Origin of the sequence: Paenibacillus sp. FSL R5-0475, assembly GCF_038004585.1 — a bacterium.
Lineage (GTDB): Bacteria > Bacillota > Bacilli > Paenibacillales > Paenibacillaceae > Paenibacillus_AQ.
In genome coordinates, this window is sequence record NZ_JBBORK010000001.1 from 4,643,201 (window position 1) to 4,657,802 (window position 14,602).

A 14,602-nucleotide genomic window follows, 5' to 3' on the forward strand; every position below is an offset into this window, starting at 1 on the left:
TAACTGAAAGCAAATATGTCAATATGCCAGACTCCCAAGTTCCGAAACTATTTTGTGAACAATTTAATTTTAAAAAATATTATCGCAATAATCTTAGTCCATTTAGAATCACTAATATCGTACTGCCTTCATGCCCTATCACGCCAAAAGGAAGAGCGATCCCTTGCACAAAGTTGCTGATCATAAGCACTGCAATCACAGTCACAGCAAAAATCATATTTTGCTTCACAATACGCTGCGAACGACGCGCCAATGATATCGTTGAAGCGATCTCTTCTATATTATCATTCATAAGCACTACATCGGCTATTTCAAGTGCTGCGCCGCTCCCTTTCATGCCCATCCCCATGCCTACGGTTGCTGTCGCCAAAGCAGGTGCATCATTCACACCGTCACCTACCATAACAACGTGACCATACTTTTCACGTAGTGCTTTGATATGCTTCACTTTATCCTCCGGCAATAGATCGGCAAATACCATATCCACTCCAGTTGTACCTGCAATAACCTGAGCTGTAGCGTCACGGTCACCGGTAAGCATTGCTACTTTAATCCCAAGCTCCTGCAGCTTACGCACTGCGGCTTCTGCTTGTGGGCGAACCGTATCCTGTAAAGCAATCATTCCGGCAATTTGCTCACCGTCCAAAATGATGGAGACGGTCTTCCCTTCTTCAGCCAACTGCTGCCGCTTAAGTTTCCAATGCTCTAGTTCAGGATTCATAGCAGATGGAGTCAGCTCATCGAGTAAATTAGACTTTCCGATTCTCCAGAGATGTCCGTCGATTTGACCTTCAATTCCCCAACCTGTGGTGGTTTTACTGTCTTCTACTCCCTGTAGCACTAAACCTTCCTCTTCTGCTTTACGCACAATCGCTTCCGCCAGTGGATGACGGGACATATGCTCAATGGATGCGCTAACCGTTAGCAACTCTTGCCGACTGTAGCCTTCACCTGCAATAAAATCAGTTACCTGAGGAGTTCCCTCTGTAAGCGTCCCTGTCTTATCGAATGCCACAACCGTTGTGCGTGCCATATTTTCCAGATGGACCCCGCCTTTAAACAGAACCCCTTTTCGCGCACTTTTGGAGATGGCTGACAGCATCGCTGGCATAATGGAAGAGACCAGAGCGCAAGGTGATGCTACTACTAGAAAGACCATCGCTTTATAGAAGGTTGCGCTCCAGCTCCAGTCCAGCAAAAATGGTGGAAGGATAATCAGTGCCACTGTGGAGGCTACGACAACCCGTGCATAGATGGCTTCTAGTCTTTTAATAAAACGCTGGGAGTTAGGAACTTCCGTCTCTGCCTCTTCTACCATTTTGATGATTTTAGCAAAAAGGGTGTTCTCAGCTGCTTTCGTTACCTCAATATAAAGGGGGCCTTCTCCATTCACAGTGCCTGCAAAAACCTCGCTACCGGCACATTTCTCTACAGGAACCGATTCTCCCGTAATGGAAGCCTGATCTACTGCCGATTCCCCCCGATATACCTTGCCGTCTGCCGGAATTAAATCTCCCGGGCGCACAAGCAGCAGATCTCCGATCACCAGCTGGTCAATATTAACCTCATTCATACTTCCTTTTTCAATGCGCATAGCCGTAGCCGGTTTGAGTGCCATCAGCGAGGAAATATCCTTTTTACTACGTTCCATCGTATAACTCTCTAATGCTCCACTGAGTGCAAATATGAAAATAAGCATAGCACCTTCATTCCAGTATCCAATGGAAGCTGCGCCTAGTGCGGCTGCAATCATTAATAGATTCACATCGAGATCTCGTTCTTTGACGAGCGTTTCTACGCCTTCCTTTGCCTTGTTCCAGCCACCAATCGTATAAGAAATGACATAGAGCGCTATGGAAAGAATTTCTGACCATCCACTAACTGACCAAGCAAAAAGCATAAGCAGTCCGCTGCCCAGAGCAGCCTGCATTTCAGAATTGCTGAGCATGGCACGCGGATCGAACCGGCGCTTTGGAGCGCCTGGCTTCTTCATGCTGCCAGAGATAGATGACTGCTTGGGTAAATGTTTTGATGTTGCTTGCATAATAATCGCCGTCCTTTAAAGTTTTGTGGAGTTTTACTTCATTGACTCTACTTCGCAACAAAACTTGCTTCGTGAGCATACGCTTTGTTTTGTGGAGTTTTACTTCTGCCAAGTGAGAATGAGAGCCATTATTAAGACCCCTAAAATGACACATGCTGCCCCGGCTTAGCCGGGACAGCATGATTGAAAACTATAGGTAGTGAGAATGATAATCATTGTTGCAATAGTACAACTATATTTCCTTAGTGCAACTTATATTTTAATCATACCACCAGGAATTAAAAAGTAAAGCCTATCTATTCAGCTAACCGCCATTTATTTCAGAATATGTGTTAGCTGCCCGTTTAGTGGCGAATTTTATCTAAAAGCTCTGTTGAAGAAGAGCTCCCAACCATAAATTACAGTGATCATTCAATAACGAAGAGCAGTGATTCTCCAATAACGGCAGAATCACTGCTCTTTTGTCTTTTTATCGATTCTAAATGAAACGTCACATTTAGAAGAGAAAGCGGCTTATGTGACAGCCGCTTCGTTGTTGTCCTACTGCCTTCCACCGGCGGCAGTATCCAGTGTCTCCTGCTGCCTGGCGATCCAGATCAGACAGGCTGCTCTAAGCAGCGCTTCGGTCCGCTGACCTGCGCTGCAAAAGATCCCGCTGAGGCCGATCTGATACAGATCGGCCAAAGCCGTCGCCGCCGGAGTCCCCGCGGCGAGAACTACCGCCGCCGGCTTCACGCTCCGCACGGCGGCAAGGATCTCGCCCGCCGCCAGGGCGAAGCCCTCTGCGGCGGCCCCTTCCGGCGCGAGCTCGCTCGCCGCGCCGTCGAGCACTAGGAAATCGGCGATGCGCGCGATTTCCGCGGCGGCGGAGGGCTCCACATCGGGCGCGATCAGCGCCCCGATGCGGCACGCCGCCGCATAAGCGTGGCCGAGTGTCTGATCGGCCACGACCTCGATGAATTCGCGCTTTGCGGCGAATTCGGCTCCGCTTGCGGTGTAGGCGACCAGCAGGTCAAGGCGGCAATCGCCGCCTTGCCGCTGGCTCTCCGCCACCGCAGTAAAAAGCGCTTCGAGCTGCGCGTCCTGAAGCGCGGTGAGCTTTGCGGGCTGCGCCGCAAGCTCCTCTGGATGCAGCAGGGTGAGCGCTGCCCATTCACCATCCGGCGATTCCAGCAGCGCTGTGGTCGCTGCCTGCAATCGATAATAAATCCGCTGCAGCATTCGATTAGCCTGCAGCTCATCTTCACTGGATAACCAGTTCTCATAAAGACAGAACAATTCAGGTTCAAGCAGCCATTCCTCACTTCGTATCAGACAAGGTCCAGCTTGAACGGATCTTGTTCCTTCTCTTGTAGTAGGGCGCTCTTCACGTTCTTCTCGTCCTTCACGCAGCACTAAGAAAGCCGACTGTTCTCCAGGGCGCTTAAAATAAGAACGGTTCAAAGGTTCTACGACATCCTTCTGCTCTACTCCGGTGATAAATTCTGCGGCAGCGGAGGCAACGGATCCGGCTTGGCTCATTTCCATCCCAACAGCCCGATCACCGGCCTTATACATGAACTTGAACGGGCGCTCTTCACTACTCCGAAAACCATCCTGCTGACGTTCACCCTTCATCTTCGCACCCACCCTTTATCTTTGGATTGCTGCCGGTACGCCTAGTAAATAAACATCATGCCACCGACATCTTATTACCACACTTATAAATACGGGAACCTCCCATGAAATATGCAAGCGTTGCCAAATCATATGAATAATTTTCCTTATTAAATCACAAAAAAGGCATCGCCACATAGCAGCAGATGCCTTCCTTGAACTTCATTGTTCTATTGTTGACTTGCGGCAATGGCCTGTTCCAGATCATAAATAATATCATCAATAGATTCCGTACCAATCGATAAGCGGAGCAATTCCGGAGTTACTCCCGCTGTGGTTTGCTCTTCATCCGACAGCTGTGCATGTGTTGTGCTTGCAGGGTGGATAATCAATGACTTGGAGTCACCGACATTCGCCAAATGCGAGAACAGCTTCACATTTTCAATCAGCTTGCGTCCCGCAGCACTTCCACCTTTAATACCGAAGGTAAGGATCGCGCCTTGACCTTTAGGTAAATACTTTTGCGCTAATTCATGAGATGGATGAGTAGGAAGTCCAGAATAACTTACCCATTCTACATCTGCGTGTGCCTCCAAATATTGCGCAACCTTTAGTGCATTCTGGCTGTGACGTTCCATCCGCAAATGGAGTGTCTCGAGCCCTTGCAACAGCATCCAAGAGTTAAATGGTGAAATAGAAGCACCTAAATCGCGAAGTAATTGAACGCGGGCTTTGATAATATAAGCAATCGGTCCAACAGCTTCCGTATAAACAACGCCATGATAACTTGGATCAGGCTCTGTAAGTCCTGGGAACTTACCGCTTGCCTTCCAATCGAACTTACCACCGTCTACAATAATTCCACCGATAGATGTACCATGCCCGCCGATGAATTTAGTTGCCGAATGAACAACGATGTCAGCTCCATGCTCAATCGGACGCAGTAAATATGGGCTTGGGAACGTATTATCCACAATAAGAGGAATTCCATGTTCGTGTGCGATCGCTGCAACGGCTTCAATATCTAGTACATTCCCCTGTGGGTTACCAATAGTTTCTGCATACAAAGCTTTGGTTTTATCATTAATCGCAGCACGGAAGTTCTCTGGATTATCCGAATCCACAAAATGCACCTTAATGCCAAGCTTAGGCAGCGTTGTAGAAAAAAGATTATAAGTTCCACCGTATAGGCTTGCCGCAGATACAATTTCATCCCCAGCGCCCGCAATATTTAGAATGGAGAACGAAATAGCCGCTGCCCCGGAAGCTGTAGCAAGTGCACCTGCTCCACCTTCTAGTGCTGCCAAACGCTGTTCAAATACATCTGTAGTCGGATTCATCAGCCGAGTGTAAATATTACCGAATTCTTTGAGCGCAAACAGATCCGCTGCATGATCAGCATCACGGAATCCATAAGACGTGGTCTGATAAAGCGGTACAGCACGTGCGAAAGTAGTTGGATCAATTTCCTGGCCTGCATGAACAGTCAAAGTTTCAAATGACAGCTTACGGTCTTCTGACATAGGTATTTCCTCCCTTTATAAATAAGAATAGAAATCTTTAACAAATAATAATTGTACCCATTCTCTCATAAACGACATCATTTGAAAAGAAAAAAATCTCATTATTCCGGTGCGAATTATTATATTTTGATTTATTCGAAGGAAAGCATGTCCGATGAATATCAGATAACGCTTTCAATAAAAATTTTTAAGCCGAAGAAACGTGTAAAACCATATGTACCTGACACAGAACGTCTACGCAATAAAAAATAGAATAGCGGCGGATAAAGCTTATCCACCTCATCTCACCGCTACCATTTTACTTATCTTCTTTTAGTAATTGCTTTGGCTTGTTTCACCCTTAGCAATAGCTACACCACCGCTGGTACCAATACGGCTTGCACCAGCTTGTACCATTACATGTGCATCTTCTGCACTACGAACACCACCGGAAGCCTTCACACCCACATTAGGTCCAACCGTTGCACGCATCAGCGCGATATCTTCCTTCGTTGCCCCACCTGTAGAGAATCCTGTGGATGTTTTTACGAAGTCTGCTCCAGCTTCAACAGAAAGCTTGCAGGCACGAACCTTTTCTTCTTCCGTTAATAAACAGGTCTCGATAATGACCTTAGTCAGTGCTTTGCCGCGAGCTGCGTCTACAACTGCTGCAATATCACGTTTAACCAACTCATTGTCACCATCTTTCAGCGCTCCGATGTTGATGACCATATCCACTTCACCTGCACCATTAGCGATAGCATTGGTAGTCTCAAATGCTTTGGTCTCTGTTGTCGAGGATCCGAGCGGGAAGCCGATAACTGTGCAGACTTTAACTTCAGGCGTATCCTTCAACACTTCATGGGCAGTAGCTACCCAAGCAGGGTTTACGCAGACTGAAGCAAACTTATATGCTTTTGCTTCCTCTGCCAATTTAACGATATCTTCTTTCCGTGCATCAGCTTTAAGCAGTGTATGATCAATGATCCGCGATAGTGTAATTTCGCTCATTTTTGTCATTCCTCCATGATTTGGATAGTTAATTTTTTTCATCTCTGTAATCATACCAATAGAACTCTGCTTTGCAAAGTCGACTGGACGATCAGACCCACCCTAACCTCGATTAACTCATATAAATACACTTAAAGAAGGTCATTATTTACTAAATTATCTTTTCAAGTTAATTTTATACCTTCTTGTATTTTTTAAAATATAAAGGATAATCCCCCTAAACTTTCCCATTAAAAAATACGATAATATCTATATAAATGGGTTTTTTAGCCTATTTATTTAAATTTTTCTTTCATCATATTTAGGAGGAGATCGATTTAAAATGGGAAACTTTAATTTCACCTCAAACGCTGCAGCCCAAAAACTGAATGTACAAGTAGAAGGTTCTATGTCACCGGAGGACGCCGGGCGCTTCATTCAGGAGTACAACCAAATCGTAAGTACATTTGACCCAGCACAATATGAGATCATTTTAGATTGCAAGACATTAAACGTATCCTCGCCCGACACTCTTCCTATGCTTGAGCAATGCTACATACTGTATAAAGAATCAGGATTTAAAAAAGTAACCTTCATTATTGCCAAAAGCCCTGTCCTAAAAATGCAGCTAAGCCGAGTAGCCCGGGCAACGAAATTAGAAAATTACGAAATTATTGAAGCATAGGAGGTTTCATTTGGGACATATAACCATCCGCCAAGCCGCTTATTACCATCCGGAACATGTCGTATCTAATGATTATTATCTGGAGCATTTCCAGAGTATGGGCAAGGACATTAAGCGATTCCTAGAAGTCATGGGTCGTGACCGGAGATACATCGTAAACGATAAGGATGAAAATGCCCTAACGATGGGACTCAAGGCCGCCCAAAAAGCGCTACAAGAAGCCAATTTACAAGGTGAAGATATGGATATGATCATGTTCGCTTCACAGACACCGGAATATACCTATCCTACCAACGCACTCCTGCTGCACCACATGCTACATGGTAAACATCGGACCATTACGCAAGATTCCAATGCCAACTGTGCAGGAATGGTGTCTGCTGTAGAGCAGACAAGTCGTTATATGCAAGCTAATCCTAGTATCCGGTACGCACTCGTCGTGGGAAGCGACTATAGCTCAGTGCACTGCAATACGGATGATGAAATTACTTACCCTAACTTCGGGGATGCCGCAGCAGCTGTCATTCTGGAACGAAGTGGCGAGCAATCAGGCTTCATTGACTCCCTTTATTACACTGATTCTGAGGGATCTGAGAATATTATGTTCCCTGCTTGCGGTTTATCGAATATTTATCACAAGGACATTACACCTGAGCAAATTCGGATACGCTGGACACCCTTTGACGGTACAGTTTGTGTAAATGCGGCGGTTGCAGACATGAAAGAGCTTCTCTCAAGAAACGGCCTGACTACAGATGATATCTCTGCCTTCTGCCTTTCACAATTCTCTCTCAAAAATATCGAGCTCATCCAAGAGGGTCTTGGACTTACTGATGAGAAATTCATCTATGTAGGTGACGAGTTCGGGTATACGGCTACAAGCAGTCCTTTTATCGCCTTTCAACGCGGAGTCGAAGACGGACGAATCAAACGTGGCGACTATGTCTTCTTCTGGTCGGTTGGTGCTGGTTGGCAAATTCCTACAATGCTTTATCAATATTAATAGCATAAAAAGCCCTACTTCTATAGAAGTAGGGCTTTCTCATCAGAGGAAACAAATCAGAAATCTAATAATGAATTATTTAGTCAGGGATTGAACATCCACAAATGGAGTGGCTCCCCCTGTTACAGATGGCAGTACGCCGTTCCATTTTTCCAGCGCTTTCTCCTGAACCTCTATTTGCTTCAGCTGCACCAGCTCAGGTGTAACCTCCTGCTTCTTAAGTCTTAAAGATTCGGCTTCGGCTTGAGCTTGTGCGATCTTTTGCTTCGCTTCGATTTCAATCCGCCGGAGATCATTTTCGGCCTTCAGCGCCTGCTGCTGGGCGACCTGCTTCGCTTCAATCGACTGGTTAAACGCCTCAGAGAATTTAAAGTTAACAATGTTAATATCGTTGACGATCAGATCATATTTTGCCAGCCTAGCGGTTAAGTGCTCACTGATCTCACTCGACACTACATCACGGCGTGTAATCAAATCCTCTGCTGGATATTTGGCTGTCACTTCTTTAACGATTTCTTGAATGGCCGGATTGATAATTACATTATCAAAATTACCCCCGATATTGTTCATCAGATTAAAGGCAGAAGCCTTATTTACGGAATAGTTCACCGCCACATGTGTGGATACGGGCTGAAGATCTTTTGAAGAGGCTGAAGTATCGGTCTCCGCTTTCGTTACCTGCGTATTGACTTGAATCACCGTCTGAATAAACGGAACTTTAAAATGAATACCAGGTGACAACGTATTGTCATTTAATTTACCAAAGGTTTTGTACAAACCTACATGCCCATATTCCACAGATACAAAAGAGTTCGCGCCAATCAACAATACAATGAGCACCGCTGCAACACCGCTAACTATTTTCCCCGGTCGCAGCTGTTTCAATTTCGGATTCATTTGCATATTCATCCAATACCCCTCCTAGATTATGGATAATCATTTAAGCTTAATCGTCTATACGGAGGTTCGAGGGAATTGGTCGCAGGAAATATTTCAGCAGCAGTAGTCATGGCATTACCGCTCTGGGATCAGTCCTTCTAGGGTCAATCGGAATCTTTTGCTCTGCTTGTCCCCGATATTAAAAGCTTCATATATTCCTTCATCCGTTAGCACTACGGAGTCCGCCCTTAAAGCATCATTAACGTAACTTACCTCAGCATGATCAACATTCCAGCGGTAAATGTAGGCACTCATTGGATTTCCATGCGCGGCTACACCCTCAATAGATCCATCCCCATCAACATCCAGCTCTTTGGAATGTCCGGTATCTATCTGCAGCAATCCCGAGGGGTTACCACTCTCGTCGATTAAATAATAGTTAGTGAGCGAGTTATTTGCTCCTAGTCCACCGGTGATTTTCAGCACCTTTTCGCTAAAAATCCGCACCACTTCTACCTTGATATCCTCCGGCTGACGATAATTATAAGTTCCTATCGCCCCTAGACTGTATTGTCCTTTGGAAGTAGAAATGTTGGCATACACGTAGTCTTCGTCACTAGCCATCGTATACACCCTCACTTTGACTCCTCCGAAATTATCCAGCTTTTTCTCTGTAATCAAAGTAACGCCTGTAGGTGGAGCACTTAGTTGAGAGACTACGGGGATTGTATCCACCAGCTTCCACTCCAGCTTAATGAGATTTGCAGCGGTGTCCGTTGGCTTCGGTCTTGATGTGTGGTAGTCGTTAGCCGATTGAGAGGGGGATGGGTCAACCTGATGTTGGCAACCTGCCAGCAGATTCATTAGAAGCAAAGCTGTCAGCGTAACGGATTTATGTAGAGGAAACATCTCTTATTCACTTCCTATCCTCTCTTTAAAATCAAATCTTTCATTAATCATAGATGAAGTTAGATATTCAAATGTTACTTTTAGGGGGCGAGAGGGTTAATTTATTGTCTTTTGAGGGCATGCGTCGATCAAAAAGCTAGATTGGGCATACAAAAAACCCGCATCAAATGCGGGTTTGAGAGGAAAGAATCAAGAGCCTAGCAGTTCACGCGCCAGTAGTCGGTAAACCTCTAGCCGTTTCTCCTGCGAATGTGGGATGCTGCATATCATTGCTTCTTGGAATCCATATTGTGCTTGTTCTTCTTGCAAACGTACGGCGATGTCTTTAACCGCACCAACTAAATGAATCTTGCGCCCTTCCTTGATTGACATCCGGTCAATTTCCGATAGCGAAATGTTCTGAGCTTCTTCTGGTGTCAGCACCTGAGTAATCCGGCCCTTACTCATCATCAACCGAAAAATATCCTGCGGTAATGCTTCATACTCAGCTTCTTCCTTCGTTTCTGCTGTGGTCACCATATAGGATACACTAATCTCAGGTTTGTCCATGAAGATAGAAGGCTGGTAGTTATTCCGATATTGATCCAAAATCTCATTACTCATCGCACCATTAAAAAATTGCGCAAAGGAGTATCCGACTCCCATCTGTGCTGCTTTTCGCGCACTGTTGCCGCTCGAGCCTAACAACCATACCTCAGGGAGCGCCACCTTCGTTGGAGCGGCAAGATTTTTGGCATACAACTCATTTTCCGGAATCTGATCACTAAGCAGCTGCATAGTAATGCCAAGCTTATCATACATGTTATGCAGCATTAACTCGCGGCCTTCAGACAGAGCGTACATGGCACTTGTATCGCCACCAGGAGCTCGTCCCACACCGAAATCAATTCTCCCCGGGGAAAAAGCACTTAACGTTTTAAATACTTCCGCCAGCTTAAGTGGAGAATAATGCATCATCATTACACCGCCGGTGCCGATTCGAATACGGTTGGTCTTAGCGGCTAAACGGGCTGCCGTTACTTCCGGAGCCGAGCTAGCAAATGTATTTCCGCCATGGTGCTCAGCCATCCACATTCTGCTATATCCCAACTCATCTGCTAAAATAGCTAGTTCTTCTGCTTTATTCAGAGCACCTTCCGCTGTGTTACCACTTGTCACGGGTGCCTGATCCAATACGCTTAATCTCATGCGAATACATCCCTTCTTTGGTCAGATGACCATTTTATTGCTGATCCATTCCTCTAAGGCTGCAATCTTATCTTTAAAGCGTTCACCACGCATTTCCTCCGACAACGAAGCAATAGTCTCCCGCTTTAATACAGCTTTCCAAGAGGATTCAGCTTCTTCCATCAGATTGGTTAACAGGCAGCAGCTATCTTCTTTCTCTAAATCCAACATGTCTACCAGAATACCATTGGATGAATACAGCGACTGCTGTCCTTCCACCGCAAGGTAAACGTCATATACACGAATATCTTCAGGTCTCTTCTTTAATTTAAAGCCACCTTTAATGCCGGGAACAGACGTGATGATGTCTGCGGTTACCAGCTTTCTTAACAGTTTCTGAAAATAGGTCGCCGATGCTCCGAGCTGCTGGCTAATCGCTTCTCCAGACAACACCGCTTTGTCCGGCAGCATGTTAAGCAGAACCAGTGCATACACTGACTGTTCTACCCCTGTTTTCATATGCATGTACAGCACCTCGATCTACATAAATTGCTTAATACAAACTGTAGACTATACCACCCGCGTATAAAGCGGATAAACATTATCCACTTTATACTTTATATCAGTTTGCACCAAAAGTAAAACCCTGCTCGTCTTCTCTTACAGTTAATATCTGCTATAAAAAAAAGATCGCGCATATAGCGCAATCTTTTTTTATATGGATAGTCCCACCCGCTGAACCAACTGTGAGCTCTGAGCATTAAGTCCGGTAATGGTGACTTTTTTGCCACGCTCGGCGTATTTGCTCATCGTCTTCGCTATGGCATGAACTGCAGATTGGTCCCACACATGGGAATGTGAAAAATCGATAATAATATGATCGGGATCGCTATCGTAGGCGAATTCATGAATGAAGTGGCTTGTCGTGCCGAAGAACAGCTGGCCGGTAACCGCATATGTTTTGGAAGAGGCTGCTTCCTGAACTGTTAGGCGGATCGAAGCTATTTTCCAAGCAAACGTTAAAGCACTTAGCAGAACCCCAAACAAAACGCCAATAGAAAGATTGTCTGTTGCCACCACGGTGATCACCGTCACAATCATAACCAGCGCATCGCTAAGCGGAACACGGGTTAGAGATTTAAGCGAGCCCCATTCAAAGGTGCTGATACAGACCATTATCATTACGCCAACGAGCGCGCCCATCGGAATCTGCTTCACCACATCGCCAAGTACGATAATTAGGAACAATAAAAAGATCCCTGATACAAACGTAGACAGACGCGTGCGTCCTCCTGACTTCATGTTAACCATTGACTGGCCAATCATCGCACAGCCTGCCATCCCTCCGAAAAAACCAGTGACTACATTGGCAAGCCCCTGTCCCTTCGCCTCTCTGTTCTTATCACTACCTGTGCCCGTAATATCGTCTATTAAGGTGGCAGTCATCAGTGATTCCAATAACCCAACTACGGCCAGCGAAAGTGAATATGGCAAAATAATAAGCAGCGTATCCAGCGTGAACGGGATTTGCGGGAGATGGAATAGTGGCAAAGTTGCTGTAATATTCCCCATATCCCCTACGGTTCTTACGTCCAGATGAAGAGCGATGCTAAGAACAGAAACAATAACAATCGCTACAAGTGCTGAAGGTACGGCTTTGGTAAACCGAGGAACCGTGTAGATAATAAGCAAGGTCAGAGCTACCAGTCCGTACATCACCCAGCCTTGTCCTTTAAAATGGGTAAGCTGTGCCATAAAAATCAGTATCGCCAGCGCGTTGACAAACCCCGTCATGACCGGCTGTGGCAAAAAAGTGATGAATCGGCCCAGCTTTAGCATCCCCATCAATATCTGAAACACACCAGCCAGTACAGTTGCCGCGAACAGATACTCTATTCCATGCTCTAGTACGAGACTTCCGACTAATAGGGCCATAGCCCCTGTAGCCGCCGAGATCATTCCGGGTCTGCCTCCGGCAAGTGCGGTTACAATTGCAATACAGAAAGAGGCATATAAACCAACCATCGGACTTACTCCCGCCAAGATCGAAAAAGCGATCGCTTCAGGAATCAGTGCAACGGCTACGGTCATCCCCGATAAAATATCGGTTCGAGTGTTAGAAAACCACCCATTATTTAAGGTAAGCTGCTTCAAAATCTAATTTCCTCCTGTGACTAATAAGGTATATAGGCCTTTTCAAAAAGACCCGGGGCCGGTGCAACGCTAATGTTCCTTATTGTACTCGACCCGCCTTCACCTTCACAAAAAGATTAGATAGACTTGTAAGCGCTTATTCACCTCATTTTCTAGCCAATCCTTGAATTATCATTCAAATTCTATATTTCTAGATTACCGGTATAGTCCGGAAGCTTTCACTTCATTAAAGAAGTTGTTGAACTCATCAATATTCAGCTGCTGCGCAGCATCGGACAACGCAGTTGCAGGATCAGGATGAACCTCGACCATAATACCATCGGCTCCGGCTGCGAGTGCGGCTTTTGCACAAGGGATAAGAATATCTTTGCGTCCTGTGGAGTGAGTAACATCGACCAATACTGGCAGATGGCATTCCTGCTTAAGAATAGGCACTGCTGAGATATCGAGCGTGTTGCGGGTCGCTTTTTCATACGTACGAATTCCGCGTTCAATCAACATGATTTGTGTATTACCACGAGACATGATGTATTCCGCTGCATGTATGAATTCATCGAGCGTAGCAGCCAATCCGCGTTTCAGCAGCACAGGCTTATTGACTTCTCCGACCGCTTTAAGCAGCTCGAAATTATGCATGTTCCGTGCACCGATCTGGATGATATCTACATAATCTAAGGACTCTTCAATATGTCTTGGATCTACAATTTCACTGATGGTCAGCAGACCATAATCATTTGCTGCTTCACGTAATATTCTTAGGCCGTCCATACCTAGACCTTGGAAATCATAAGGAGAAGTCCGCGGCTTGAAGGCACCTCCACGCATAACACGTACACCAGCTTTTTGCAGGGCTGCAGCTACGGTGCGGGTCTGTAGTTCACTTTCCACAGAGCAAGGACCAGCTACCATCAGTGAAGAAGGACCGCCAACAGTAACATCTCCTGGCAGAACAATCACAGTGTCTTCTTTGTGACTCTTACGCGCTACTAGTAAAGTTTTTTTATGTTCATCGGATTGTAAGTCCAGAGATGCTGAAAAAATTTGTTTGAAGAGGCTGCGGATGGTTCCGTTAGTGAAAGGTCCTTTGTTGCTCGCTACGAGCTGATCCAGCATTTTCTTTTCACGTTCTGGATCGAATTTAGGCACACCTTGCTTTTCTTTAACTACTCCAATCTCCTGCACAATTTTAGCCCGCTCGGAAATCAGCTCCAGCAATTGCCCATTAATTTCATCCAGACGACCTCTAAGAACATCCAATTCCACGTTACTCATTACCCTTCCACTCCCTCTTCTTATTTATAATTTGAAACGCAAAAAGGCCCCCCGTCGCAAGGGACGAGGAGCCGTGGTACCACCCTTATTTAGAATTAACCCTTAAACTAGCACAAAGGAATAGAAAATCAGATTCCCTCGACTAAAGATTAACTCTATCTTAAACCCGGTAACGCGGGGCGCGGGCCTCCCTACTCATACCTGTCACGACCTGTGACAAACTACTTCAGGGGCCGACTCGGAAGTGAACTTCGGCATTAATCGTCTCATGAGGGTGCTCTCAGTCTCCGGCACGCCTTCCCTGTTAAGATCCGCTATAATGCTTACTCTCTTCGTCATAGTCTTATTTATGTCAGCGCGTCTTTTGCGCTGGTTTCTGCTATCTTAATCAAAAAATGTTT

At 45.6% G+C, this 14,602-nt stretch carries 12 protein-coding genes; 2 read left to right on the top strand and 10 right to left on the bottom strand.

Annotated features, from left to right (window positions below):
* Positions 1-79: 79 nt before the first annotated feature.
* From MKX41_RS20780 to deoC, 4 genes are all read right to left on the bottom strand, one after another.
* On the bottom strand, positions 80-2,044 hold the full coding sequence (locus MKX41_RS20780) for a heavy metal translocating P-type ATPase (protein WP_340972882.1): 1,965 nt from the start codon (positions 2,042-2,044) through the stop codon (positions 80-82).
* Positions 2,045-2,584: 540 nt separating this feature from the next.
* Complete coding sequence (locus MKX41_RS20785; protein WP_340972883.1) at positions 2,585-3,661, bottom strand: hypothetical protein; 1,077 nt, start codon at positions 3,659-3,661, stop codon at positions 2,585-2,587.
* Positions 3,662-3,870: 209 nt separating this feature from the next.
* Positions 3,871-5,163, bottom strand: a complete 1,293-nt coding sequence (locus tag MKX41_RS20790) for a homocysteine synthase (protein WP_042131076.1) — start codon at positions 5,161-5,163, stop codon at positions 3,871-3,873.
* Positions 5,164-5,475: 312 nt separating this feature from the next.
* Positions 5,476-6,153, bottom strand: a complete 678-nt coding sequence (gene deoC, locus MKX41_RS20795; RefSeq protein WP_339267252.1) for a deoxyribose-phosphate aldolase — start codon at positions 6,151-6,153, stop codon at positions 5,476-5,478.
* Positions 6,154-6,475: 322 nt separating this feature from the next.
* Here deoC and MKX41_RS20800 point away from each other — a divergent pair, with 322 nt between their 5' ends.
* Complete coding sequence (locus tag MKX41_RS20800; protein ID WP_042191906.1) at positions 6,476-6,817, top strand: hypothetical protein; 342 nt, start codon at positions 6,476-6,478, stop codon at positions 6,815-6,817.
* Between the two features lie 10 nt (positions 6,818-6,827).
* Entirely contained in the window at positions 6,828-7,820 is a 993-nt protein-coding gene (locus MKX41_RS20805) for a ketoacyl-ACP synthase III (protein WP_340972884.1), read from the top strand.
* 75 nt (positions 7,821-7,895) lie between these two features.
* Here the strand turns inward: MKX41_RS20805 and MKX41_RS20810 are convergent, their stop codons facing one another.
* The 6 genes from MKX41_RS20810 to MKX41_RS20835 all read right to left on the bottom strand — a co-directional run bounded on the left by MKX41_RS20810 (position 7,896) and on the right by MKX41_RS20835 (position 14,201).
* The gene (locus MKX41_RS20810; protein WP_042191910.1) at positions 7,896-8,729 is read right to left on the bottom strand and encodes a prohibitin family protein; all 834 of its coding nucleotides are present in this window, start codon (positions 8,727-8,729) and stop codon (positions 7,896-7,898) included.
* Between the two features lie 105 nt (positions 8,730-8,834).
* Positions 8,835-9,608, bottom strand: coding sequence for a hypothetical protein (locus MKX41_RS20815; protein WP_340972885.1), 774 nt, complete (start codon positions 9,606-9,608; stop codon positions 8,835-8,837).
* Positions 9,609-9,797: 189 nt separating this feature from the next.
* Positions 9,798-10,796, bottom strand: coding sequence for an LLM class flavin-dependent oxidoreductase (locus MKX41_RS20820; RefSeq protein ID WP_340972887.1), 999 nt, complete (start codon positions 10,794-10,796; stop codon positions 9,798-9,800).
* Between the two features lie 21 nt (positions 10,797-10,817).
* Positions 10,818-11,300 carry an RrF2 family transcriptional regulator gene (locus MKX41_RS20825; RefSeq protein ID WP_042191916.1) on the bottom strand — a complete coding sequence of 161 codons (483 nt, stop codon included), beginning with the start codon at positions 11,298-11,300 and terminating at the stop codon, positions 10,818-10,820.
* Positions 11,301-11,489: 189 nt separating this feature from the next.
* Positions 11,490-12,932, bottom strand: a complete 1,443-nt coding sequence (locus MKX41_RS20830; RefSeq protein WP_445671345.1) for a SulP family inorganic anion transporter — start codon at positions 12,930-12,932, stop codon at positions 11,490-11,492.
* Positions 12,933-13,124: 192 nt separating this feature from the next.
* Positions 13,125-14,201 (bottom strand): bifunctional 3-deoxy-7-phosphoheptulonate synthase/chorismate mutase, encoded by a 1,077-nt coding sequence (locus MKX41_RS20835; RefSeq protein WP_076285501.1) that lies wholly within the window; start codon positions 14,199-14,201, stop codon positions 13,125-13,127.
* Positions 14,202-14,602 lie beyond the last annotated feature (401 nt).

What these genes read in the sequence shown, in the direction of transcription:
- MKX41_RS20780 (WP_340972882.1), bottom strand. Translation starts at nt 2,044, where the DNA reads ATGCAAGCAACATCAAAACATTTACCCAAGCAGTCATCTATCTCTGGC.
- MKX41_RS20785 (WP_340972883.1), bottom strand. Translation starts at nt 3,661, where the DNA reads ATGAAGGGTGAACGTCAGCAGGATGGTTTTCGGAGTAGTGAAGAGCGC.
- MKX41_RS20790 (WP_042131076.1), bottom strand. Translation starts at nt 5,163, where the DNA reads ATGTCAGAAGACCGTAAGCTGTCATTTGAAACTTTGACTGTTCATGCA.
- deoC (WP_339267252.1), bottom strand. Translation starts at nt 6,153, where the DNA reads ATGAGCGAAATTACACTATCGCGGATCATTGATCATACACTGCTTAAA.
- MKX41_RS20800 (WP_042191906.1), top strand. Translation starts at nt 6,476, where the DNA reads ATGGGAAACTTTAATTTCACCTCAAACGCTGCAGCCCAAAAACTGAAT.
- MKX41_RS20810 (WP_042191910.1), bottom strand. Translation starts at nt 8,729, where the DNA reads ATGAATATGCAAATGAATCCGAAATTGAAACAGCTGCGACCGGGGAAA.
- MKX41_RS20815 (WP_340972885.1), bottom strand. Translation starts at nt 9,608, where the DNA reads ATGTTTCCTCTACATAAATCCGTTACGCTGACAGCTTTGCTTCTAATG.
- MKX41_RS20820 (WP_340972887.1), bottom strand. Translation starts at nt 10,796, where the DNA reads ATGAGATTAAGCGTATTGGATCAGGCACCCGTGACAAGTGGTAACACA.
- MKX41_RS20825 (WP_042191916.1), bottom strand. Translation starts at nt 11,300, where the DNA reads ATGCATATGAAAACAGGGGTAGAACAGTCAGTGTATGCACTGGTTCTG.
- MKX41_RS20835 (WP_076285501.1), bottom strand. Translation starts at nt 14,201, where the DNA reads ATGAGTAACGTGGAATTGGATGTTCTTAGAGGTCGTCTGGATGAAATT.